Annotated in this window: 21 protein-coding genes and 5 tRNA genes; 24 read left to right on the top strand and 2 right to left on the bottom strand. The window is 49.1% G+C overall.

What is annotated here, in order from left to right; genetic code table 11:
- Positions 1–6: 6 nt before the first annotated feature.
- Both rsuA and folD read right to left on the bottom strand, forming a co-directional pair.
- Complete coding sequence (rsuA, locus tag ACONT6_RS09575; protein ID WP_428821467.1) at positions 7–720, bottom strand: 16S rRNA pseudouridine(516) synthase RsuA; 714 nt, start codon at positions 718–720, stop codon at positions 7–9.
- Positions 713–1,558, bottom strand: coding sequence for a bifunctional methylenetetrahydrofolate dehydrogenase/methenyltetrahydrofolate cyclohydrolase FolD (gene folD / locus ACONT6_RS09570; protein ID WP_078083725.1), 846 nt, complete (start codon positions 1,556–1,558; stop codon positions 713–715). Before folD ends, rsuA begins: the two co-directional genes overlap by 8 nt.
- Positions 1,559–1,817: 259 nt before the next feature.
- On the opposite strand from folD, the gene ACONT6_RS09565 reads away from it, so the two are divergent.
- From ACONT6_RS09565 to ACONT6_RS09450, 24 genes are all read left to right on the top strand, one after another.
- Positions 1,818–1,894: transfer RNA gene (locus ACONT6_RS09565), tRNA-Pro, on the top strand.
- A gap of 16 nt (positions 1,895–1,910) precedes the next feature.
- Positions 1,911–1,987, top strand: a tRNA-Arg gene (locus ACONT6_RS09560).
- Positions 1,988–2,198: 211 nt separating this feature from the next.
- Positions 2,199–2,274: transfer RNA gene (locus ACONT6_RS09555), tRNA-His, on the top strand.
- 78 nt (positions 2,275–2,352) lie between these two features.
- Positions 2,353–3,132: a CatB-related O-acetyltransferase gene (locus ACONT6_RS09550; protein ID WP_428821466.1), complete on the top strand. Its 780-nt coding sequence runs from the start codon at positions 2,353–2,355 to the stop codon at positions 3,130–3,132.
- Positions 3,133–3,351: 219 nt separating this feature from the next.
- Positions 3,352–3,978, top strand: coding sequence for an adenylyl-sulfate kinase (cysC, locus tag ACONT6_RS09545; protein WP_428821465.1), 627 nt, complete (start codon positions 3,352–3,354; stop codon positions 3,976–3,978).
- A gap of 294 nt (positions 3,979–4,272) precedes the next feature.
- Entirely contained in the window at positions 4,273–6,678 is a 2,406-nt protein-coding gene (locus ACONT6_RS09540; protein ID WP_428821464.1) for a DUF6351 family protein, read from the top strand.
- A 185-nt stretch (positions 6,679–6,863) separates the two neighbouring features.
- A tRNA-Val gene (locus ACONT6_RS09535) sits at positions 6,864–6,939 on the top strand.
- Between the two features lie 26 nt (positions 6,940–6,965).
- Positions 6,966–7,042 (top strand) — tRNA-Asp (locus ACONT6_RS09530).
- A gap of 258 nt (positions 7,043–7,300) precedes the next feature.
- The gene (locus ACONT6_RS09525; protein WP_428821463.1) at positions 7,301–7,663 is read left to right on the top strand and encodes an MbcA/ParS/Xre antitoxin family protein; all 363 of its coding nucleotides are present in this window, start codon (positions 7,301–7,303) and stop codon (positions 7,661–7,663) included.
- A complete protein-coding gene (locus ACONT6_RS09520; RefSeq protein WP_428821462.1) occupies positions 7,660–8,442 on the top strand; it encodes an RES family NAD+ phosphorylase in 783 nt (260 codons plus the stop codon). The genes ACONT6_RS09525 and ACONT6_RS09520 overlap by 4 nt, the downstream gene beginning before the upstream one ends.
- Before the next feature lie 14 nt (positions 8,443–8,456).
- Positions 8,457–9,407, top strand: a complete 951-nt coding sequence (locus ACONT6_RS09515) for a 1-aminocyclopropane-1-carboxylate deaminase/D-cysteine desulfhydrase (protein WP_428821461.1) — start codon at positions 8,457–8,459, stop codon at positions 9,405–9,407.
- Between the two features lie 110 nt (positions 9,408–9,517).
- Positions 9,518–10,396, top strand: a complete 879-nt coding sequence (gene rfbA, locus ACONT6_RS09510; protein ID WP_428821460.1) for a glucose-1-phosphate thymidylyltransferase RfbA — start codon at positions 9,518–9,520, stop codon at positions 10,394–10,396.
- A gap of 2 nt (positions 10,397–10,398) precedes the next feature.
- A complete protein-coding gene (rfbC, locus tag ACONT6_RS09505) occupies positions 10,399–10,956 on the top strand; it encodes a dTDP-4-dehydrorhamnose 3,5-epimerase (RefSeq protein WP_428821459.1) in 558 nt (185 codons plus the stop codon).
- Entirely contained in the window at positions 10,946–11,860 is a 915-nt protein-coding gene (gene rfbD, locus ACONT6_RS09500) for a dTDP-4-dehydrorhamnose reductase (protein ID WP_428821458.1), read from the top strand. The genes rfbC and rfbD overlap by 11 nt, the downstream gene beginning before the upstream one ends.
- A 16-nt stretch (positions 11,861–11,876) precedes the next feature.
- Positions 11,877–12,974: a dTDP-glucose 4,6-dehydratase gene (rfbB, locus tag ACONT6_RS09495; RefSeq protein ID WP_428821457.1), complete on the top strand. Its 1,098-nt coding sequence runs from the start codon at positions 11,877–11,879 to the stop codon at positions 12,972–12,974.
- 284 nt (positions 12,975–13,258) lie between these two features.
- Positions 13,259–14,131 carry an NAD(+) kinase gene (locus ACONT6_RS09490; RefSeq protein ID WP_428821456.1) on the top strand — a complete coding sequence of 291 codons (873 nt, stop codon included), beginning with the start codon at positions 13,259–13,261 and terminating at the stop codon, positions 14,129–14,131.
- A gap of 366 nt (positions 14,132–14,497) precedes the next feature.
- On the top strand, positions 14,498–14,917 hold the full coding sequence (locus ACONT6_RS09485) for a hypothetical protein (RefSeq protein ID WP_428821455.1): 420 nt from the start codon (positions 14,498–14,500) through the stop codon (positions 14,915–14,917).
- 19 nt (positions 14,918–14,936) lie between these two features.
- The gene (locus tag ACONT6_RS09480; protein WP_428821454.1) at positions 14,937–16,178 is read left to right on the top strand and encodes a hypothetical protein; all 1,242 of its coding nucleotides are present in this window, start codon (positions 14,937–14,939) and stop codon (positions 16,176–16,178) included.
- A 56-nt stretch (positions 16,179–16,234) separates the two neighbouring features.
- The gene (locus ACONT6_RS09475) at positions 16,235–17,479 is read left to right on the top strand and encodes a glycosyltransferase (RefSeq protein WP_428821453.1); all 1,245 of its coding nucleotides are present in this window, start codon (positions 16,235–16,237) and stop codon (positions 17,477–17,479) included.
- Between the two features lie 3 nt (positions 17,480–17,482).
- Complete coding sequence (locus ACONT6_RS09470) at positions 17,483–18,643, top strand: glycosyltransferase (RefSeq protein WP_428821452.1); 1,161 nt, start codon at positions 17,483–17,485, stop codon at positions 18,641–18,643.
- Entirely contained in the window at positions 18,640–19,869 is a 1,230-nt protein-coding gene (locus ACONT6_RS09465; protein ID WP_428821451.1) for a glycosyltransferase, read from the top strand. Before ACONT6_RS09470 ends, ACONT6_RS09465 begins: the two co-directional genes overlap by 4 nt.
- A 121-nt stretch (positions 19,870–19,990) precedes the next feature.
- On the top strand, positions 19,991–20,965 hold the full coding sequence (locus ACONT6_RS09460) for an NAD-dependent epimerase (RefSeq protein ID WP_428821450.1): 975 nt from the start codon (positions 19,991–19,993) through the stop codon (positions 20,963–20,965).
- Between the two features lie 161 nt (positions 20,966–21,126).
- Positions 21,127–21,876, top strand: coding sequence for a sulfotransferase domain-containing protein (locus tag ACONT6_RS09455; protein WP_428821500.1), 750 nt, complete (start codon positions 21,127–21,129; stop codon positions 21,874–21,876).
- Positions 21,877–21,921: 45 nt separating this feature from the next.
- Positions 21,922–23,019 carry a tetratricopeptide repeat protein gene (locus ACONT6_RS09450; RefSeq protein WP_428821449.1) on the top strand — a complete coding sequence of 366 codons (1,098 nt, stop codon included), beginning with the start codon at positions 21,922–21,924 and terminating at the stop codon, positions 23,017–23,019.
- Positions 23,020–23,475 lie beyond the last annotated feature (456 nt).

The raw sequence follows: 23,475 nt of genomic DNA, 5'->3' as shown, positions 1-23,475 counted from the left end.
ACAGGCTTATGAGCTGACGTTGGCAATTTCTTCAGGGGTCAGGGCGCGATAGTCGCCTTCTGTCAGCTCTTCGTCCAACTGTATCTGCCCGATACGTTCGCGATGCAGCTCCAGAACCCGATTGCCCAGTGCGGCGAACATGCGCTTTACCTGGTGGTAGCGGCCTTCGCTGATGGTGATGCGCACTTCGTTGCGATAGAGGATTTCCAGCTTCGCGGGCTTCGTGCGGGTCTTCTCATTGTTGAGCCAAACACCTTTTTCGAACTTGTCGATGGCGTTGTCCTCAATGGGATCGGCCAGGTGGGCGTAGTAGGTTTTTGCACAGTGGTGGCGCGGTGAGGTGATCCGGTGAGACCACTGTCCATCATCGGTGATCAGGACCAGGCCGGTGGTGTCGATGTCCAGGCGGCCGGCGACATGCAGCTTGTGCTTGTTCGGTTCGTCCAGCAGGTCGAGCACCGTAGGGTGCTCTCCATCTTTGGTTGCACAGACGTAGCCGAGTGGCTTGTTGAGCATAAAGTAGCGGGGGCCGGCTTCGTTCAGAAGCTCCCCATCCAGGCAAAGTTCATCGGACTCGAAGATCTTGCTGGATGGGTCGGTTACCGCGACACCGTTAACGGTGATTCGCTCCTGCCTGGCCGCCCGCTTTACCTCTGCCCGGGACAGGTCGGTGACCTGGCTGATGGCCTTGTCCAGGCGTATGGGTTTACTGTCAGCCAATCTTCTTCTCACCGGAGTCAACGGACTGATAGATCAGGGTGTTGATGGTCATGGGGCCAACGCCGCCTGGTACCGGGGTATAAGCAGCAGCGCGCTCTTTAAGCGGTTCCAGTTCGATATCGCCGACACCACCGGGGTGATAACCGGCATCTACTACAACCGCGCCATCCTTGATCCACTCTGCCTTGATAAATTCCGGACGGCCGACGGCACCCACCACGATGTCCGCGCGACGGATGTGTTCATCCAGTTCTTTGGTGCGAGAGTGGCAGATGGTCACGGTCGCGTTGGCATTCAGCAGCATCGCGGCCATGGGTTTGCCGAGAATCGGGCTGCGGCCCACCACTACGGCGTGTTTACCGGCGAGCTCTATATTGTAGGCTTCCAGCAGGCGCATGATGCCTTTGGGCGTGGCGCAGCCGTAAGCTTCCTCGCCCATGGCCATGCGGCCAAAGCCGAGACAGGTAACACCGTCCACGTCCTTCTCCAGGGCGATAGCGTCGAAGCAGGCGCGCTCATCGATCTGCTCGGGTACCGGGTGCTGCAACAGGATGCCATGTACGTTGGGGTTGGCGTTGAGCTCTTCGATCTTGGCCAGCAGTTCCTCGGTAGTGGTAGAGGAGGGCAGCTCGACCTGCAAGGAGTCCATGCCAATACGACGACAGGCATTGCCCTTCATCTTTACATAGGTCGCGGAGGCGGGATCGTCCCCGACCAGAATGGTGGCGAGGATAGGGGTCTGGCCGCCGGTCTTTTCTTTTAGTGAGGCAACACGGGCAGACAGTTCTTCTTCGGTTTTCTGGGCAAGGGCTTTGCCGTCCAGAACCAGTGCAGACATAGTGATTTCTCAACCTGAACAGGGAGCACTGCAGCGAGAGTTCGCCGGGGCTCGTGGGAGTTGGAGTTAGAAGCTTAATTTAGGGGCGGCATTTTCGCACAACCGGCGAACATTTTCCCTATTCAGTCACTCTCAGAGTTCAAAAGTTGGTGAAAGGCTAAACTACTTTAAAAAAGAATGGCTTAGCGGCGTTGACACCCCCGTGGGGCGGCAGTAATATGCGCGCTCTCGAACGGGGGCTACCCCCGCGAAGGGACATCGGGGCATAGCGCAGTCTGGTAGCGCGCCTGCTTTGGGAGCAGGATGTCGGGGGTTCGAATCCCTCTGCCCCGACCAGATGCCGGGTTTTCTTGCGCCCGTAGCTCAGCTGGATAGAGCATCCGCCTTCTAAGCGGATGGTCGCAGGTTCGAGTCCTGCCGGGCGTGCCATATTCTTATGGTGGCTGAGAGCTCGGTGGACTTGTGACAGTCCGGAGAGAGCTTAAAGTCGCAGGACTATTCCGGCCCATCAGCATAGCTGATGGGCGTCGAAACACTCGCAAAGCTTCGTTTTGCAGGCAAGTGTTTCGACCCTGCCGGGCTTTGTGCCAGGGAGGGAATTGTTGTGTTGCCACAAGGCACAACGTAAAGCGCTACTATGGTGGCCGTAGCTCAGTTGGTAGAGCACAGGATTGTGGCTCCTGAGGTCGCGGGTTCGATCCCCGTCGGCCACCCCATACATAAGCCTTGTTTTTCAAGGCCTTAAAAGCCCCGCCTAGAGCGGGGCTTTTTCGTTTCTTGGGCGGGAAATTGTTGTGAAGATTACAAGAGAGATTGCAAAAGAGCTTTGGCGTAACAAAGTGCTTTTCAAGTGGAATTCTGCGGAACCATCTGAGAAGAGTTATGGCTGGCTCCCACTGGATACAGACGTTTCCCTGAAGAGTCGGGTGACTATTGAGTCGAATTCTGCTCTTTATGGTGGGCGCTACACTCCCAGTAAAGGTGGTGTTCGATACTATTCAGGGCTCTGCACTATCGGTTCCTTCTCATATAGTTACTCCCCTTTGCCTGAGCCGTTGTCGATCGGACGTTACTGTTCGATCTCTGACGGGCTGATTTTTCTCGATTCTCACCACCCACTGGATTTGGTGACTACCTCCATCATTACTTTTCGGCCGCGCAATGAATTGGTGCAAGACTTTACGTCCAGGGCGCAAACCAACCGCTACAAATGGAGTCCGCACAACGGGAAGGCGTTCCCTGCGATTTTCCATGATGTGTGGATTGGTCGAGACGTTACCTTGTCGATGGGGATTTCAATAGGAACAGGAGCGGTGATTGCTGCTGGCTCCGTTGTAACGAAAGATGTGCCGCCATACGCTGTTGTTGGTGGGAATCCCGCTCGTATTTTGAAATACCGAATAGAAGAGGAGGTTGGCAGAGAGTTGATGCAGCTTGAGTGGTGGAAGTACGACCCAAGACAGCTCTGCGAGATCGGTTTCGACAACCCTGCCAAGTTCTGTGAAGTCCTGGGTAAAATGATTGCGCATGGGGATATTGCTGAATATACCCCTCGCCAGTTTGTTTTTGAGTAGTGCGGATATGCGCCTTAATCTGGTTAAAATATCCCGAAATTGACGCTAACGACCTAGATAATCCGGTGTTATACCGGTTTTTCGGGTTTTGGGACGGTATTGTTCTATAGGGTGTCTTTACCACTGGGGTCGCGATCTAGGATAATGCGCGCCAGGTTTTTCTAATCCCGGCCGCCAGTAGCGGCGGGCTCTTGTCATTTAAGTACTTAGGGGAAGAATGTGACGGAAGAAGTAGTCGAGCGCAAGGCAACCAATGTTCACTGGCACGACGGCGAAGTAACTCGTGGTGACCGCGCGGCCATGCTGGGCCACAAGGGTGTGACTCTATGGTTTACCGGACTTTCCGGTTCCGGCAAGAGTACAGTTGCCGTTGCTGTTGAAAAAGCGCTGACCGCGCGCGGTGTGCTCAGCTACCGTCTGGATGGCGACAATATCCGTCTTGGTATCAACTCCAACCTGGGCTTCTCTGCAGAAGATCGCCAGGAAAATATCCGTCGCGTGGGAGAGATTTCCAAGCTGTTCGCGGATACCGGAGTTGTGGTGCTGAGCAGCTTTATCAGCCCCTACGCGGAAGACCGCGCTCTGGTGCGCAAGGTACACGAAGAAGGTGACCTGCCGTTCATGGAAGTGTTTGTCGACTGTTCCCTGGAAGCGGCGGAAGAGCGCGACCCTAAAGGCCTGTATAAAAAGGCACGCGCAGGCGAAATCCGCGGTTTTACCGGAATCGACGATCCCTACGAAGCGCCCGTTAACGCAGAGCTGCACCTGCGCACTGACCAGATGACCCTGGAGCAGGAAGTTGACGCTGTTATCCAGTCTCTGCAGGAGCGCGGCATCATCGTTTGATGCGCCACCTCAGCGCAAACGTCGCCGGCATGGGTTGTCGGGGCTTAATGTGCTGTGATCCGCCGTAACCGGAGCAAAAAAATCCCTTTTTGCTCCGGATTTCCCTCCCTTATTTCCCTTGCTTTCTCCTCGTTCAGCGTGCGTCATCAGCGGCTTGCTTTTGCTGAATTTTCTTCGAGTTTACTCATCCGCCAACTCCCCGACGCTTTTCCCGGCGCCACATATACTGTTGCTGTGCCAGCCTCAATTTAAAAACTCGCTGGCACATGGAACACATGGCGTACGGAGGCGCATATGGCTTGGAGCGCATGGAATCGCTCTGCGCGGTTTACTACCCGCCGGGTGGTAACTGGAGTAATCGCTTCATTTTTTGTCCTACTGGGACTGGGAGGGTGGTATGTATACGAGAAGCTGCCACGCCTGCCCGGGGTGCCTAAGGCGCCGGTAGTGGGTGTACCCGAAGGGGCGCTGGATCATGCGCCCATCCCCGCATATCGCGGTGACCATCCGCGCAAAAGTGGTCGCCCCGCAGAATACTATCCATTCCCGATTACTATTGGTGGAACGGGGCCGGTGGAAACCCTTTTCGCGGGGCCGTCCACCTATCCCTTTCTGTGTGGCGCCAATAAAGTTACCGGCTCCCAGCCGCTGGTGGACAATCATGACGGCGAAGGGGTGCCGGTCTTTTCCCTGGATGTCGAGGGAAATCAAACCGAAGAGGTTATCGGCTACAGCCGGGATTGCAGTCACAAGACTTCCGTTGCCTATTACTATCGCAGCACCTTGGATGGTGAGTTTTACCCGTTAGAAAATGCCAACGGTGATATTGATCAGGTGACGGTTAACGGAAAATCCACGGAATTTATCGTGCGACTGGAAACCGGAACCATCAATCGCTTTTTCTATGCCATTGCGGCGTTGCGTGGCGAAGGGGAAACCGCAGAAGCGCCAAATACCAGTAACTGGAATAAGCGGTTGATCTATCAATTTCGAGGCGGTGTTGGAGTAGGGCGTCAGCAGGGGGATATTTCACATCGACAAATTATCGATCGTCGCGCGGATCAATTGGCTCGCGGTTATGCGATTGTCTACTCCACTGCAAACCAGACCAGTAATCACTACAACATCTGGTTAGCTGAGGATACCGCCCGGCGCCTGAAGAAGCAGTTTTCTGCACTTTATGCCGAACCAATGTATACCGTGGGCATCGGCGGCTCCGGTGGTGCTATTCAGCAATATCTTCTTGCGCAGAATGCCCCCGGTGTTTTGGATGCAGCGCTCCCGCTGTATTCCTATCCGGATATGGTGAGCCAGACGATCTATGTATTTGATTGTGAGCCGCTGGAGTACTTCTTCGATGTGGTTGCCGCAGAAAATCCGCGCTGGCGCGATGTGCAGGAGCGCGAGGCGGTGATCGGTCTGGCGACCAATCCCGAATTTGAACACCGTTTTAAAATTCTTGAGGATGCCGCGGCGCTTTTCGATGGCCGTTACCGGGCGACCGCAGAGGGGGCTTCCGAGTGCGTTCAGGGTTGGCGCGGCCTGGTTCCTCTGGTCAACAACCCCAACTTCATTCATTTCAGTAAAAGTTTCGCTGATTCCGTAGCGGAGAATACCCATTGGACCCACTGGGAAGACCTGCGTGAGTTCTACGGTGCTGGTCGGGACGGGTACGCCAATAGCGCTTGGGATAATCAGGGCGTGCAATATGGCCTGAATGCGTTGAAACAGGGAAAGATTAGCGTCGACGAATTCCTCCGTCTCAATGCGACTATTGGTGGCTGGAAAAATCCGACCGAGCAGGGTGGTGAAAAGCTCTGGTTTATGAACGGGGAAGTTTTCCCAATGGATCTCTCCGTGTGGAGTGAGCACAACATGAACCTGGGCAGCCTGGATAATCCTGCGCCGAGAAGTGTAGCCAGTGTCGAGGCAATTGAAGGTATTTATCGCTCTGGTCATGTTTTTCTTGGCGACGTGGAGATCCCAATTCTGGATGTGCGCCATTATCTCGATGGAGAGCTGGATATGCATCACAGCCTGGCTTCTTTCTCGAGCAGGGAGCGCATTCGTCGTGCACGGGGCCATGCGGATAACCAGCTGATCTGGATGAGCCACAAAAAATACAACCCGGTGGATGAAGCGCTGGATGTCATCGATCACTGGATGCAAAGAATTATCGAGCATCCGGAGCGTGGTGTGGCGGGTAACAAGCCAATTGAAGCTACGGATCGCTGTTTCGACAGGGACGGTAATGTGCTTGCCGCCGGCCCGTCAGTGTGGGACGGTAATTGGAATCACAAGCCTGCCGGTGCCTGCATGCGCCAGTACCCCATTCACAGTACGCCGCGCCAGATGTCCGGTGCGCCAATCACCGGTGACGTCTTCAAGTGTGCCCTGCAGCCGGTTGAACGGGCGGTGGCAAAAGATATCTACGGCAGCGCCACTTCCGGGATCGTTGAGCGCATCGACGATTTGCGGAGAATTTTTCCGCAGGGCGTATGCAATTACAACGCACCGGATGTTGGTCGACCCAAGGGGCCGCTTTTTCCTCACGGTGGTGAGGTTATGATTGCGGGGCATTCTGTTGGTGCTGATTATCGACAGTCGCCTGGTGAAATTGCACAGGAGCAAGATGGGGTTGAGCAGGAGGTTCAGCCCACACCTGTTTCGGTTGACGAATCAGAGTTGGATGAAGAGTGACCTGCTGCTAAATGGGCAAGCGGCCGCAAAAGCGCATGATACTTGGCGGCAAAAATCGGGCGAAAAGTTTTTGAAATTTTTGGCGCTTTTTTTGTTGACACAAAAATGCTGTCGGGTATGATGCGCCTCGTTCTCAGGGGGAACCCCAGAACAAAACGGAAATCTTCTCAGGAAGTTACCGAATTGGGTGGTTAGCTCAGTTGGTAGAGCGGCGCCCTTACAAGGCGTAGGTCACAGGTTCGACCCCTGTACCACCCACCACTTCCACTGCGGAAGTGCACTACCGCGGACCGGTAGTTCAGTTGGTTAGAATGCCGGCCTGTCACGCCGGAGGTCGCGGGTTCGAGTCCCGTCCGGTCCGCCATATACAAAAAAGGCCCTGTTCGAAAGAACAGGGCCTTTTTTGTATCTGTTGGATCGGCGTGCGAGAGCTCCTGTCCGATCAAATTGCACAGCAATTTAAGACGCCCAAGGGGCGCCCGAAGGGTGAACGGCGTAGCCGCGAATCAGTCCCGTTCAGATGTGGCACTTGGCTCTTCGGTTGCTGCCACCTGGCTTGCCAATTGTCCAAAACTGGCATATATTTTGGCCATATGTCCTCTACTCTCAATCCGGAGGCAAAATGGCCAATCCAGCCCATACCCCACAAGCAACAGAAGATCAGGTTCTTCTGGAGGCAACCCTAAATACCGCCAGCCACTTGGGGCTGAAAAAGAAAGAGCTCAGCGAAATCATCCACCTGGATGACCGCACCCTGCGCCGCCGTAGCGGCTTGGCCCCGCAAAGCGCCGAAGGGCAATTGGCCCTGTTACTGGTGCGCGCCTATCGCTCTGCCTTCGTACTGATGGGTGGGGAAGAGGGCGCTAGAGCCTGGTTCGCTACCGCGAATCGCGCCCTGAATGGTATTCCCAAGGAGCTTGCTTGCCGCATTGATGGGCTGGTGCGGATAGTCACCTATCTGGATGCCATGCGAGGCAAGGTGTGAGTGAGCTGCGCGACAAAATCCGCCAGACCTCGACCCGCCTGATTGGTCGCCTGTATCGCATCATCGAATCCCAGGAAGAGGTCGCCACCAGAAGTCTGGTCGACAGCTTGCAAAAGCAGGAAGTACTGGAAAACCTCCTGGAGCAGAGCAAGCCGGCCAGATTGCCGGGCAGTGAGCATCTTCACTATTTGCTGGCCACCCCGTTTCGTTATCCGCCGTTGCCCTGGGGATCCCGTTTTGGCGGTATTGCGGAGAGTGGCATTTTTTACGGCAGCAAGACTGTCGATACGGTGTTTGCGGAAGCGGCCTACTATCGGCTGCTATTCCTGAATGACATGGATCCCGTCCCAAGTGCGCCTGTGACCAGTTACCACCAGGTTTTTTCGGCCAAGTACTGTGCAGACCCCGGCGTCCGGTTACAGGCGCAAGAATGGCAGCCTCACTGGCCGGCACTAACGCATACCACGGCATACCAGTACTGCCAGCATCTCGGCACGCAGATGCGCGACTGCGGTATACACGGAATAGAGGCGCCTTCCGCCCGCGCACTATGTGCAGGAATTGCGCAGCTGCCACCAGAAAACAGTGAAGGCATTAACGTTGCCCTGTTTACACCGCAAGCCCTCCTGCGACGCCCTCCCACCATCGAGGCGGAAGTGACCGCAGAATCCAGCGCCGAAGGGGTGTCTTTTCTGGTGAAATCTGGCAACAGCGTCCGGTCGAAAAGCTTTGAAAAAGGTGCCTTTCTCAAATCCGGAGAACTACCGCAGCCCGCCTGAGCCCACAAAGAGCAATGACCCGTTACCTCACCGAGCTCAGCCTCGAAGCATTTACTAAGGCGGCCCGCAATGTGCCTTACCAGCAGATTGACTCTGACCTGTTCCCGGGCATCGACCTCTGGGTCCGCCGGGATGACCTGATCGATCCGCTAATCTCCGGCAATAAAGCTTACAAGCTAATCTTTAACCTCCTCGAAGCCCGGGAGCAGGGTAAAGATACCATCGTCACCTGCGGCGGTGCTTGGTCAAACCATATACACGCCACCGCGGCAGCCGGCCAGCGTTTCGGGTTCAAAACCATCGGTATCATCCGCGGTGAGCGACCGCCGGTGCTGAGCGCGATGTTGCAGGATGCGGAGCGGTTTGGGATGGAGTTGCGGTTTGTGTCTAGATCGGTTTATCGGGAGCGGGATAAGCCGGGGTTTTCGGGTGAGTTCGGAGCTGGTGAGAACAGCTGGTACGTACCAGAAGGCGGAGCGAATGCGCAGGGCGCAAAGGGTGTGCAAATTTTAGGCGATGTCATCCGTGAGGGAGCCCCTGTTGAGTTCGATGAGTACTGGCTACCGTGTGGTACCGGGTTGACTCTCGGGGCGCTGGCTAGCAGCTCACCGTCCAGCGTTACCGTACGGGGGGTTGCAGTATTAAAGGCCGGTCAGGGGATATGTCGGACAGCGGAAGCCTGGTCACAGCAAAAATCGAACAAAAGTGCCCCATTTGAGGTCCTATCGCGAGGCCATTGCGGCGGTTACGCGAAAATTGATCTGGCGCTCAGCGAATTTTTCAGCGCCATACAAGCACAGGCAAAAATTCCACTGGATTGGGTATACGTAGCCAAGGCTGCTCTTGAGGCAAGTAAACAATCAGCTTCGCGCGAAATCTTCCCAAGCCTTGGGCGCGGGAGAGTAAAAGCTCTGTTGATCCATACCGGAGGACTTCAGGGAAATCGTGGGATTTCAGTTAGTTAAGAGTTTGCCTGGCTAAAAATTGATCGCCCATTCCGGTTCGACGAGTTGAACTACGTTGGGCATAATGGCGCACTGATTTATTTGTGCTACCGCACTACAAAGGGGGTTTTGTGCGTAAGGGAATCATTCTAGCCGGGGGGACCGGCAGTCGGTTGTACCCGCTAACAAAGGCGGTAAGTAAGCAGCTGATCCCGATCTACGACAAGCCGATGATCTACTACCCCCTGACCACGCTGATGCTGGCGGGGATCAAGGACATCCTGATCATCTCAACCCCGCAAGACCTTCCCGCATTCCAGAACCTCCTTGGCTCGGGTGAATCGTGGGGTATTAACCTGTCCTATGCAGAGCAGCCATCCCCGGATGGTCTCGCCCAGGCTTTTATCATTGGCGAGTCCTTTATCGGCAAGGATGATTGCGCGCTGGTGCTTGGTGATAACATCTTCCACTCCCACGATTTTATGAACCTGCTGCAGCGTGCTAGCGCACAGGATCAGGGCGCTACGGTATTTGGATACCACGTCAACGACCCCCGGGCTTATGGGGTTGTGGAGTTCGACGAGAACGGCAAGGCTCTGTCGATCGAGGAGAAGCCGCACCATCCGAAATCGAAATATGCGGTTACCGGCTTGTACTTCTATGACAACCAGGTCATTAATATCGCCAAGTCCATAGTTCCTTCTCCCAGAGGGGAGTTGGAAATCACGGACGTCAACCGCGCCTATCTGGAGGCGGGTACACTGAACGTCGAGGTGATGGGCCGCGGAGCCGCGTGGCTGGATACCGGTACCCACGACAACCTGCTCGCGGCGAACCACTTTGTGCAAACCATCGAAGTGCGTCAGGGGCTGAAGATTGCCTGTCCCGAAGAGGTAGCTTATCGCATGGGCTACATAAACGCGGAACAGCTGCAAAACCTCGCGCAGCCGCTATTGAAAAGTGGCTACGGTGAGTACCTGTTACAGGTTATAGAAGACAGGGTGTTTTGATTGTGGAAGTCATCGATACCAATATTCCGGACGTAAAAATCCTACAGCCCAAAGTGTTCGGGGATGAGCGAGGTTTCTTTATGGAAACCTTCCGCGACTCCTGGTTTCGCGAGCAGATTGCGGATGTTTCGTTCGTGCAAGACAATCATTCCAAGTCATCCCGCGGCATATTACGGGGCCTGCACTTCCAGACCGAGCAGACTCAGGGCAAGCTGGTCCGTGTCGTGAGCGGTGAAGTATTTGATGTGGCGGTTGATTTGCGGGAAGGCTCGCCAACGTTTGGTCAGTGGGCTGGCACTATGCTGTCTGCACAAAATAATCGCCAGTTCTGGGTTCCTGCTGGATTTGCCCACGGTTTCTATGTCACTTCCGAAGCTGCAGAGTTTGTCTATAAATGCACCGATTATTACCATCCCCAGAGTGAAGTCAGCTTGCGCTGGGATGATCCTGAAGTTGGTATTGAGTGGCCTCTAGTTGCTGGGGCAGCGCCACAGTTATCCGGCAAAGATCGGGATGGATTGTCCTTCAAAGAGATACCCAAGTTTTCCTATGGCAAGTAAACAGCGCAAAGCACTGATTTTCGGCAAGAACGGCCAATTGTCTTGGGAGCTCCAGGAGAGCGCGCCCAGCAATTACGATGTGCTTGCTTTAGGTAGTGCGGAGATTGATTTGTTGGATAGCACCGCTGTCGAGCAGGCGATTGACGAGTATTCGCCAGATCTTGTGATTAATGCGGCTGCCTATACCGCAGTAGATAATGCGGAAACGAACGAGCAGGGCGCATTTGCGCTCAACCAGCATGCAGTGGCACATATTGCCGATGCTGTTGCCAAGCGCGAAGGCACCCGCCTTATTCATGTGTCTACTGATTTTGTCTTTGACGGTACAAAGTCGTCGCCGTACTTGGTGGATGATGCCATCAGGCCGCTCAGCGTATATGGGGCCAGCAAGGCCGCCGGTGAAGCTGAATTATTGAAGCGCAATTTGCCTGGCAGCCTCATTGTCCGAACCTCGTGGGTCTATTCGTCCCACGGGGCCAACTTTGTCAAAACCATGCTGCGATTGATGGCCGATGAAAATCGGGATCAGTTAAGCATTGTGGCGGACCAGATTGGCTCTCCTACATGGGCGCATTCACTGGCAAAGGCACTTTGGCAGGCCGGGGAGCGAGAGCTTCAAACACCTGGCGAAGGGGCGCGCGTATTCCACTGGACTGACGCAGGCGTTGCCTCCTGGTATGACTTCGCGGTAGCAATACAGGAACTGGGTTTGGCCCATGGGCTGCTGGACCGGGAAATCGCCATCAATCCCATCCCCCAATCCCAATACCCTACGCCGGCAACACGCCCTTCATTCAGCGTGCTCGACAAATCCGTGTTCGAGCATAACTACGGGCTAAAAACACGGCACTGGCGACGCCAGCTGGAATCCATGATGCAGCAAATGGCCGCAGCGAAAAATTAAGAACTTGGTGTAACACATGAGCTTAGAAAACACGCCGGCAAAATTACTGGTTACCGGCGGAGCCGGGTTTATTGGTGCCAACTTTGTACACTACTGGCTGAATAAGTATCCCAAAGATCAGGTAGTCGTTCTGGATGCGCTTACCTATGCCGGTAATCGTGCGAATTTGGCATCTGTCGAAGACAATCCGCAATATACCTTTGTCCATGGCGATATTTGCGATACCCCGCTCGTTGAGCAGCTATTGCTTGATCACGGTTTGGACACCATCGTCCACTTCGCAGCAGAGTCCCATGTGGATCGCTCGATAACCGGGCCGGATGCCTTTATTGAAACCAACGTTATTGGCACGCACAGCCTGTTGAAGGCTGCAAAGAAAGTCTGGTTGGACATGCCCAAAGCCGATGGACTCGAGCCGCTAAAGCACCGATTCCACCATGTTAGTACCGATGAAGTGTACGGTACATTGGAGCCTAACGATCCTCCGTTTTCAGAGACCACTGCGTACGCCCCCAACTCTCCGTATTCTGCGAGTAAAGCCGCCTCTGATCATCTGGTGCGTGCCTACCACCATACTTACGGGTTAGAAGTAACTACATCTAATTGCTCCAACAACTACGGTCCTTACCATTTCCCGGAAAAACTGATCCCCCTGATCATCACCAACATTCTCAATGACAAGCCGCTGCCGGTTTACGGGGATGGAAAGCAAGTGCGTGACTGGCTGTATGTGGAAGACCACGCACGAGGTATCGAGCTGGTGCTGAGGAAAGGGCGCATTGGTGAGAACTACAACATCGGTGGCCACAACGAATGGCACAATATCGACATCGTTCGGCTCGTGTGTCAATTGATGGATGAAACCTTCGCGCGCGAACCGGCCTTGGTTAAAAAATATCCATCCGCTCGGCAGGTTGCTGCGGGCAATAGTACAGCACTCATTACATACGTGACCGATCGTCCTGGTCATGACCGCCGCTACGCGATTGATGCACTGAAGAGTCGTAGTGAGCTCGGTTATGAGCCAGTGGAGAGTTTTGAATCGGGTATCCAGAAAACTGTCATCTGGTACCTAGAGAATGAAGGCTGGTGGACAGCATTGGCCGAAAAGTGATCTTTGGCGGCGTGATCGGCGACCGCTAATGCGCGGAACGACTCTACGAGATTGGCGCAAAAACAATCTTTTTGTGCAGGGACCGTACGTCCCGGTACGCCCGTTCCTCGTGGTTCGACTCCCCTGTTTTCCTAAGGCATAATCGGGCGATTGCGTGGAACCGAATCCCTCAACATGGTACCAATGGTTAAAATGCGACCATGAGGGATTCCAGCGGAAAAGCGTTCAATAGGTAAAGAAAGCAAGCTACGCGGGCCCTTGATTCGGGCACCTTTGGGGGAGCGGTGTCAGAATTCCAGAACATCGGCCTAATTGGCCGAACAGAAAGCGATAGTGCCGTGCTCTCGCTCAGGCGCCTGATGGCGTACCTCGAGCGCGAAGGCTATTCCGTAATCCTCGAAAAGAATACGGCAAATGATGTCGCCGACCACAAAGCACGCGTATCCAGTAAAGACAAGCTCGGCGAGCTTTGTGATCTGGTAATCGTAGTCGGCGGTGACGGTAGCCTGCTGGCTGCCGCACGTGCGCTGGCAAAATTCAGTGTCCCCCTTCTCGGTATCAACCGTGGCCGCCTCGGCTTCCTCACCGACATCACCCCCGACGAAATCGAGCAAAAAGTAGGCGAAGTGCTTTCTGGCAAGTATATGGCCGAGAGCCGCTTTTTGCTCGATATGTCAGTTACGCGAAATGACAAGCCGATTGGCAAGGGATCCGCCCTGAACGATGTGGTCATTCACCCGGGTGAATATATCCGGATGATTGAGTTTGATCTCTATATTGATGGTCAGTTTGTCTACACCCAGCGTTCCGACGGCTTGATCGTTTCGACCCCCACAGGCTCTACCGCGTACGCATTGTCCGGCGGCGGTCCGATCATGCATCCGAAGTTAGATGCAATTGTGGTTGTTCCCCTTAACCCACACACACTAAGTAGTCGGCCTATCGTGGTTGAGGGGAGTAGCGAGTTCAAAATAATTGTGAGTGAGCACAACGCCACACATTCCTATGTAACTTGTGATGGGCATGATCAGGTGATTACAGAGCCGGGGGATGTGATCCGCATACATAAGAAACCACATCGGCTTACGCTGATCCATCCGATTGACCATAATTTTTATGAAACATGTCGTTCAAAGTTGAACTGGCAAAATAGCTAAAAGAGCAGATGGCGTAGATCAAACAATGGAAAAGAAACTTCAAAAATCGAATTTAGATATATTTAGATTGAAGTGAAGTTGGAATAGATACTTATTGCTAAGCAGAAGTTTTGAATTCTGATTTAGTTTAAATGACTACCGCTTCCTATGTTCATGATCCGCAAGGAAGTTTTCTTCGAGATTCAAAAAGTGTTCGTGAGAGAAAAATGGGTACATGTGCTTTTAAAACCGTAGATTTAATTGACAACATGAGCGACCCTGCCGAGTGAGTGAGGGTGTCAATATTTTACTTGGCTGATGGTAAACATGTTAAATTATCTAAAAGTAAAAATTGATTAAGTATTGATAGAAAGCGTATAAGTTGAAATGAAAAATTATTTTGAAACTACTTCTTCACTAATTGAAACTACTATTTCTGCCGTATCTAAGTTGGGCGATTTATCAGAAGAGTATGCAGAGCTTTTGGATAAAGTTAGATCGGTAGAGGATGCTGATTTGGCGAAAAATGATTTGGCTGTAAATTTTGCTAAAGCTTTAATAGGGAGTGTCGATAAATTGGAGTTTTTAAGGCGCGAACAGGAATATGCGTTGCTTCAGTTGGACCAAATGCAAAAAGAATTGGAGTCTGCATACTTAGAGTTGTTTCAAAGCCAAAATAGAAATAGCTCGCAAGTGCACAAAAGTGGGAATCAATTGAGTAAGAAGGCCAACTTGAACGCCAGTAGTCAAAGAGTTGATTCCGTGGTGCTAAGATTGGTTTCAATTGCAAGAAAACAACAGAATTGAATGAAACGGCTCAAAACTGATGGTTGAAGTTTCTTCCCATAATAAAATTGTCGTATTGGACCCGGGCTTAGAGGGGCGCAGTGGGCATCACTATGCGCTCTATGAGGCTGCGCAAAAAAGAGTTGGGTCAGATCTTGGCAATGTCGAAATAAAATTCTACGCTCGAAAAAATTCGGCTGGTGAGTTTGATTTTTTTGAAGATATTTTCGTGGCCGAACATTTCGACTCTAAGTTGTATCAGTTTTATCAGTCAAGACCGACAGTCGGAGAGGCCCATAGATATACCTCTCAGCTAGCTGAAGAATACTATCGAGCCATGTTGTGCGAAGTGGTAGTGAATGAGTCGATTGGTGAGAGGAGGGTCACCTTTCTCTACCCTGCAGTAAAGTGGGAGCATTTGGCCGCAATTGGAATTGCCATTTCCGAGCTGGAAAGCTTTGATAAGAAAAATATTGAAATAAAGCATAAAATTTGCCTGATGTACAACCCTGGTATTGATTTCGATGGGAATTTGTTTTCTGTTGAAGAGTTTCTCGGATATAGAATAGCTGCAAAATACCTGAGTATAAGAGAGGATGTGTTTTTCTATGTCTCAGATTATGAGCTGTCGGTTCAGTATAAGGATGTATTTCAAAGAAAACTGAAAATACATCCCTGCTATTTATTTGACTTCTCATCAATATCCAGGCGTTCAATGTCATTCTCCTCAGGGGGCGAACGTAAGATAGGATTATATCATGGTGATGCAAAGCGCGAGAAAGGTTTTCTTGAACTGCCGCGGGCATTAGAAAGCATTTTGCCGCAATTGAGCACTGAAGACCGTATCTATATCCAGTATACCCTAAATAACAGTGATCTGAGTTTAAATAATACCGCAGATAAAATTAAGCATATTGCCGAAAATGACCAGAGAGTTGTATTGGTGGACGAGTTCCTGTCTGGTGAGAGTTTAATGTGTCAGATATCAGAGCTGTCTGAATATATTTTTCTTTACGACTCTGCTCACTATGAGAATAAATCTTCCGGAATAGCTTGGCTTGTAGGATATTTTAAATGCCCTTCAACGACTATTGGTAGTTCTTGGATATCGCGTGAGTTAAAGCGACTTGGCGTGCCGTTAAGAGTCGCTCCATCGGTTGCGTCAATTTCTCTCACCGAAAATCTTCATCAATCCTTTATCAAGAAGGAAGACTATGAGTTGCGTTCAATTATGTATGACGATTTTTGGTTTGGCGTCGGAATATTAGCTGAGCGCAATTAAAACCTGGATAGGAAAGTGCGGCAAAATTATAGATGCTTAGTGGCTCTCAGATTGAAATGAAACGAAAAAAAATTGCGATAGCATCAATTTCTGAAACGGATAAGTGGGGCGCGGGACTTTCCGCATTAAAGCTACACAAGGCATTTTTAGCGGAAGGGTTGGACTCGAGACTATATGTAAATAGAAAGTTCTCTAGCTGTGAGAATGTTTTTGAAATTCCCGATGGGGAAGTCGAACAAGGCATTTCGCTTGAGCTAGGACAATATCGATCAAGTGTATCTGATGTGCCAATAACAACAGGGTTGTCTTCCAAGTCAAATACATATTTAGATCGTATTTGGGAGGAAGTGGACGTAGTCTTGTTGAGGTGGGCGTCGATAGCGATTTCGGACTTCCAAATAGGACGGTGGTCACAAAGGGGGAAACCGATTGTTTGGTGCCTATCGGACATGGCCCCGTTAACTGGTGGTTGTCATTACTCCATGGGGTGCAGTAACTATACGGACAGTTGCTCACCGTGCCCCTTGATTGACGACGATTTTTTTTACTCTCCAGCAATGGTGCTTCAGCGAAGAAAAAACCTTTGGAGAAATATAGTTTTCGTTTCTCCTAGTCAATGGCTCGCCAATATTTGTGAGCAGAGCGTGGTTTCAAAACAAGCTGAAATTAAAGTTATCAAAACTGGCGTAGAGTTAGATATTTTCCGGCCATACATAAAATCGGAAGTCCGGGAGGAAATGGGGCTGCCGCAGGGAAAAAAGATTCTCATGTATGGTGCGGCGTCCGTAAACGATAGTAGGAAGGGAGCCAAATTTCTCCCTAAATTAATTGAGGCTCTCGTCCCAAGATATTTTTCACCTGATGAGCTAACACTTTTAATAACCGGAGGTGATGCATCCGTTCTTCCACATCTGCCCATTGAAGCGATATCCCTGGGCCACTTGGCCGATCGAAATCAGATGGCAAAAGCATATTCTGCGGCGGATGCTACTCTATTACCGTATGTCGAAGATAATTTACCAAACCAATGTTTGGAGAGTATAGCGTGCGGGACTCCTGTTGCCGCCTTCGATATAGGTGGTATGCCTGATGTTATAGTTCCCGGGGTGACGGGAAGCCTTGCGATTCCTTTTAACATTGAAAGTCTTTCGGAGTCAGTTATAGATGTGTTGGGAGGTAAAATTGATTCTTCCACCTGTAGAAATTGGGCTGAGAAAAATTTAGATATAGCTAGTCAAGCTAGGAAGTACCTCGAATTATTTGAAAGATTATGTGGAAATAGCCTAATTGAATGTGAATAAAAAATGAGTTTAAAACATAGAAAGATCGGAGTTAGTGCTCTCCTTACAGACCCATTTATCCAGGAGGCTAGGTCAAGGACAATCTGGGCTGCGAACACATGCAGCGCATGTGTATCCGCGGGAGCCCAGTCGTTCTTAATTGCTAATGCTTCTGAAACTCCAATACCGTATCAAAAAAAACCCGAGTGGGTACAAAAGGAAGTTGCGCGGTTCTATGGCGTCGATACGACAAATATACTGCCTACTTTTAACCCAAATAAATACTATAAGAAAGGTGCTGAGTCGTTTATTTATGACTATTTGTTGAAAACATCTATTCTTCCGCAATTAACCGATGTCCATACTCGGGATCCAATCCTAGCCGCGCGTGCTATAGAGGCCGGTAAGGGCGTTATTTTTGAAGATCACGATGAAGATGCTCAGGTGAATGCTCGTAAGAGAATTATGGAGTTGTCTCACTCAGAGCATTTTAAAGCAATTGTATGCATTACGGAAAAAATTCGAGATGCATATTACTTGGGCCCTGTTAAAAAAAGTAAATTAATTTGTATGGATAGTGGAGTTCAAAACTTCGCTAATGACGACTCTATTTTTTCAAGTCTAAAGCGAGACGGGAGAGGTAGACCTCCAACTATCGGATATGCTGGTGGCTTACAGCCAGAGCGCGATATCGAAACTATTTTTCAGGCGGCTAAGCTCCTTCCGTATTACAAGTTTATTTTGATCGGTGGTCGCCAGGCTTTAATCGATAAACTTATTGAGCAAGCAGTCCAGTTAGATATTTATAATATTGACTTTTTGGGGTACTTGAAAAGTCAGGACATGAGAAGGATTCTTGCAAGTCGGTGCGATGTTCTACTCTATAGCAGAGCAAGTGGTTATAGCACAGAAAATAGCTCGCCCTTAAAGTTGTTTGAATATTTTAATTACAATAAACCGATTGTATCGGCGGAGACAAGCGTTACTCTCCAATATCTAGGTATAAAGGGAGTTTACTCATATCAACCGAGTTCCGTCACAAGCCTAGTTGGTTCACTTAAGGCAGCAGTAGAATTCGGTAATAAAAACTCTGTAGATGAAGATGCCTATGAGTTAATTTTATCTGATAAATCTTGGGGTAACAGGCAGAAAAAAATATTAGAGTTTGCGGGGATTTTAGTATGACATTAACCAGCTCGGGAATAGATGTCACCTTTGTTATGACGATTTATAACGAGGGTTGGATTCTCGATAAGATCGCTTCGCATATTGCGGCGGAGATGGAATCGAAGGGTTTGCTAACAACGAAATATTTTTTATATGGCGGGAATAAATTGCATCATACATTCCCTCCTAGTGATGTTGCGTTTTTTATGCATTATTCGAACTACTACCATTTGGTAAAGAAAGTGAGTAGTAGAGTTAACTCGTATTGCGTTGTTTGGTATACACACTTTGATACCAAACACGGAATTGAGTTGAGAGATTTCACAAGACTCTGTAATGAATATGGTACAAAGGTGATTTGTCCATGCTCAAAGAATAGAGATGAACTGTTGGCGGCGGGTTTGAGCCATCAAAATGTGACTGTTGTGCTTGGCGGGTACGATGAAAATTTATTGGGGCTTGAGGGGGAAAGGTCACAAAATAGTGTTGCGTTCGTCTCCGCGTGCTATGAACGGAAGCGACCTGATCTCTTACTTGAGCTTGCATCGATTTGCCCGGACATAGAATTTAACATTATTGGTCCACGGGCTGAGGATGTAGATAACTTGGGGATTGTTTGGTCGCGATCTGAATTTGCAAAAAAAATATCGCAATACTCCAATGTCAATCTTTATGAAGTAGAATATGAGCTGTATCCATCCTTGATGCTTAGGAGCTCTAAATATCTGATGCTGTCGGATTTTGAGGGGGGGCCGATCGGTTTGATGGAGGCCATGGCCCTAGACCTGATCCCGATTGCTACCGATACAGGTTTTGTCAGAGATCTATTAACTGGCCCACTGTATGGAAATATGTTGCCGGTCTCCCCGGAGGTTGAAGATATTAAAAAACTCATTTATCGCGATTATGAGTGCTCATCGAGTCGGGATAAGGTGCGCAACGCAAGTTGGAAAAAATTTGCCGAAAACATATTCAGTTTTTTATATGTTGATAACCCCTCTTTTCCCACATACCTATCGCAAGTCGTCAGGTCGTTTTATGGCTCCTCATTAGAAAATCACATTTTCTTTCGATTTCTGGGGGCTGAAACTGAGTTTATTAATCGACGAAATTACCGCATCTCTTCGGACATATATGCGATTCTTGAAAGGAGCTTTTCCTTAAATCCGATACAAAAGAGGGTCCTCAAATCCAGAAAGTCCCTTAACCGTATTTTGGAGGAGCGCGAGAAACTTGTTGTTTGACCGTTTTGATCACGTTTAATTTTAATGCTCCGTACTTTGCGTGGAGAAGGGTATTCGGCTTGATGACTATTTGATTTCTCTAATGTTTTTCGGATAGTTGAGGTTAGCTCTAGGATAAAATATGAAGTTTCTAGTTACAGGTGCGGCAGGTTTTATTGGATCTGCAGTGAGCGATCGCTTGTGCAGACTCGGCCATGATGTAGTAGGAGTGGATAATCTTAATGATTATTATAGTGTGCGATTGAAGAATGATAGACTTTCTTCAATTCAGCACCATAAAAATTTTGAGTTTCATATATTAGATATTGCGGATAGGGCTGCTGTAAAAAAGCTTTTTGTAAGTATGCGCTTCGATAAGGTGATTCACTTGGCTGCTCAAGCGGGAGTTCGCTACTCATTGGAGAATCCGAATGCTTATATCGATTCTAATATTGTTGGAACTATGAATATTCTTGAGGGATGTCGTTTTTCTAGCATCTCTCATTTGGTTTATGCATCATCAAGTTCTGTTTATGGGCTGAATAGTAAGATACCCTTTTCAGAGTCTGATAGAGTTGATGATCCTGCGTCGCTTTATGCTGCAACTAAAAAATCAAATGAACTTATGGTAAGTGCGTACAGTCACCTTTATGGAATTCGCGCTACAGGCTTGCGCTTTTTTACTGTCTATGGACCCTGGGGTAGGCCAGATATGGCACCTTTCCTTTTTGTAGATGCAATCTCTAATGGTCGGCCAATTAAGGTGTTCAATAATGGAAAGATGCAAAGAGATTTCACATATATTGAAGATATAGTAGAGGGAGTTTTTAGGGTTGCAACTTCTCCTAGCTTAGAGTGTCAAGGTGAAGACAAGCATAGAATCTACAATATTGGAAATAACACTCCAGTTGAGTTGGAGGTTTTTATTTCGTGTGTCGAGCAATCGCTCGGGAAAAAAGCGGAAAAGGAGTATTTGCCGATGCAAAATGGAGATGTTGTCTCTACATATGCTGATATTTCTTGCTTAAATCGAGATTACGGATTTTCGCCCTCCGTTAGTATTGAGCTGGGGATTGAAAGTTTTGTAAATTGGTATAAAACGTACTACGCAGCTTAATGTTTGTGGTTGTATTTCAGAACTCAATCGTTATTTGGTGGTGAGTCTCGAAGAGATTGGGTCTAGTTTTATGGCGGCTACTTTGTATTAATTTGAATTAAATTCAATAGGGATAATATCAGCCCTGCCGAATTGTACGTATCTAATAGATTTTGGAAGAAATGGAGAGGAAAATGAATTGCAGGGATCTAGTTAATGTCGTCGTGATTGGGGCTCAGAAGTCGGCCACATCAGCAATCATTAGGCACCTATCCGAGGTGGATAATGTCTGGGGGGGGATTAAAGAGCATCACTTCTTCTCTGTTCACCATGAAAAGGGAGTTGAATGGTATCACAACCAATTGCAGAAAAATTATGAAAAATCCTCGGGTGAAAAAAAATCTGTATTTGAGCATAGTGTTGTCATCGAGAAAAGTCCATCATATATGTCTGTTTTAGAGTCTGCGAGTAGAATCTATAAATATAACCCTCTAATGAAAATTATAGTTTCGCTCAGAAACCCTGTAGCTCGGGCCTATTCTAGATATCAGGATATTTTGGCGGATAATCCGGAAAGAATAAAAAGTAGTTTTTACGAAACAGCGGTCAATAGCATTAAAAACAATCATCATTACACTGAAAATGGTTGTTACTCCAAGCAGCTGGCACCGTATTTTAAAATATTTCCGCGGGAGAATATTTTAATTAAAATTCAAGAGCGAATGGAGCTGGAGCCTACAGCTGAATTTAGGGAGATAGGGGAGTTCGTAATTGATACTCCGTTGGATATTAAACCTAGAAGGGTCCATTCTAATAAGTACCGGGAGCCTATTGATAGAAAATCTGAAGCTTTGCTCGCGGACTACTATAGAGAAAAAAATGAGGACTTGTTTAAGCTCTTGGGAGAAGAAATACCAGAGTGGAATTATTAAATTCTATATTTAAACCAATAATGAGACATAGATGGTGAGTGTCTGGTGATAGCTTCAAATTTAAACGCTCTAATTCAATTAGGCGATAAAAGTGGATGGGTTGAGCTCTTAAGTACCGGTGAATTTTCTGCTGAGTTCATTTTACGAGATGAAAACCTTGTTTTTGTCACTTTCGATAACTGGGAGGCAAAGCCTCCAGCTAAAGCGCGTTTCGCCGAGAAGTTTGTTTCTGCTGCCGGCTATTCTCATTTGCATTTTTCTTGTGTCGGAAATGACTGGTGGCAATACAAAGAATTTTTACCAATTTGTAAGGAAATCGGCGAAATTATAGCTTCTAGATTTTCCTGGCGCGTTGGGTATGGGTCTAGCATGGGAGCGTACGGAGCGCTATTGTTTAGCTCGGCTCTTAAGTTGAATAAGGTAATCGCGCTATCCCCTCAGTTTTCAATTGATCGAAAGAAGGTGGAGTTTGAGGCTCGCTGGGCGAAAGAAGCTGAGCGAATTAACTTTATATTCGATGATATGTGCCGTGCGTTGAGTCATAGTGCGAATATATTGTTGGCCTATGATCCTAATGATGATGACTCCAAACATATCTCGAAATTTCCTGCGCAGTCCAATGTAACTAAAATGAAGCTGTCCGGTGCCGGACATCCCGTTGGTATTGCATTGCAGCAGGCCGGCATGCTGGGCCAGTTAGTTTCTCAATTTTTAGATAATTCAATATCAGTAGATGAGTTTGAGTCAGACTTTTCCTCTCTAATTAATGAGACTCCACAGCATTACTACGTACTCGCGCGTGAGTTGTTTGATAAGGGGGAAGTAATGTCGGCTTTGGATGCTATTGAGTGTGCGATAGAGAAATCAGGCTCTTCCTTTTCTTATTATCGCCTTAAGGGTAAGTGTCTATTCTTGCTAGGTGATTTTTCCGCGGCACTCGAGGAGTTCAACAAGGCAGCGGAAGTTAGGTGTAATGAGGATATAGCTGCGTTAGCTTTGCGTTCAGCTGTAGAGCTCGGGGACTTTGATAGATTGATGTTGGCTATTTCTCGGTACAATGCTTTAGATCGTAATGAGTCACTCTCGAAACTTCTTATCAGCTCGTTACTGAAGAAGAGTAAGCTTTACCCTACTGTTGTCTAGTGGCGGATCTGGGATCTCGGGGCTAATTTGCGCTAGAGATCGTTCCTTTTACTCGGAGGACCTTGCGGAGTCGGGGCTGGTACTGTATCGATGTTCGCGCTTCTGATTTGCTTCGCAAATGCTGGTGCCGCTTAATGGTTTAGCCTATGGTCCTACCGTATAAGGTCCCTTTATTGTGAATATGTCGGTATAAGGTGGCTGGCCAATATGCCGTATTGTAACTCCGCAGGGCTCGGGGCAGCTTGAACATGATACTGAAGCAGGCTCTCACTGCTGATTGATGAGTTCAAGGCGTATAGTTGGCAGGCGCAGCGAGCCTAGCAACGCGGCGTGGTTGTTAGTTGCTACTTGATACTCGACTGGAACGTATTTGGGACTCTACGTCATAGCTAGCATTAATCATATTCGTGTTTTTAGTAAACTGTATGGATTCTCGGAGATGGTTTCGAGAATGTA

It is taken from the genome of Microbulbifer sp. MCCC 1A16149 (assembly GCF_050368945.1).
GTDB lineage: Bacteria > Pseudomonadota > Gammaproteobacteria > Pseudomonadales > Cellvibrionaceae > Microbulbifer.
This window is presented reverse-complemented; position numbering and strand designations above follow the sequence as displayed.

Excerpts from the sequence above, each read along its gene's own strand:
- folD (WP_078083725.1), bottom strand. The coding sequence starts at position 1,558 with ATGTCTGCACTGGTTCTGGACGGCAAAGCCCTTGCCCAGAAAACCGAA.
- ACONT6_RS09540 (WP_428821464.1), top strand. The coding sequence starts at position 4,273 with ATGGCTTGGAGCGCATGGAATCGCTCTGCGCGGTTTACTACCCGCCGG.
- ACONT6_RS09525 (WP_428821463.1), top strand. The coding sequence starts at position 7,301 with ATGGCCAATCCAGCCCATACCCCACAAGCAACAGAAGATCAGGTTCTT.
- ACONT6_RS09515 (WP_428821461.1), top strand. The coding sequence starts at position 8,457 with ATGACCCGTTACCTCACCGAGCTCAGCCTCGAAGCATTTACTAAGGCG.
- rfbD (WP_428821458.1), top strand. The coding sequence starts at position 10,946 with ATGGCAAGTAAACAGCGCAAAGCACTGATTTTCGGCAAGAACGGCCAA.
- rfbB (WP_428821457.1), top strand. The coding sequence starts at position 11,877 with ATGAGCTTAGAAAACACGCCGGCAAAATTACTGGTTACCGGCGGAGCC.
- ACONT6_RS09485 (WP_428821455.1), top strand. The coding sequence starts at position 14,498 with ATGAAAAATTATTTTGAAACTACTTCTTCACTAATTGAAACTACTATT.
- ACONT6_RS09480 (WP_428821454.1), top strand. The coding sequence starts at position 14,937 with ATGGTTGAAGTTTCTTCCCATAATAAAATTGTCGTATTGGACCCGGGC.
- ACONT6_RS09475 (WP_428821453.1), top strand. The coding sequence starts at position 16,235 with ATGAAACGAAAAAAAATTGCGATAGCATCAATTTCTGAAACGGATAAG.
- ACONT6_RS09470 (WP_428821452.1), top strand. The coding sequence starts at position 17,483 with ATGAGTTTAAAACATAGAAAGATCGGAGTTAGTGCTCTCCTTACAGAC.
- ACONT6_RS09465 (WP_428821451.1), top strand. The coding sequence starts at position 18,640 with ATGACATTAACCAGCTCGGGAATAGATGTCACCTTTGTTATGACGATT.
- ACONT6_RS09460 (WP_428821450.1), top strand. The coding sequence starts at position 19,991 with ATGAAGTTTCTAGTTACAGGTGCGGCAGGTTTTATTGGATCTGCAGTG.
- ACONT6_RS09455 (WP_428821500.1), top strand. The coding sequence starts at position 21,127 with ATGGAGAGGAAAATGAATTGCAGGGATCTAGTTAATGTCGTCGTGATT.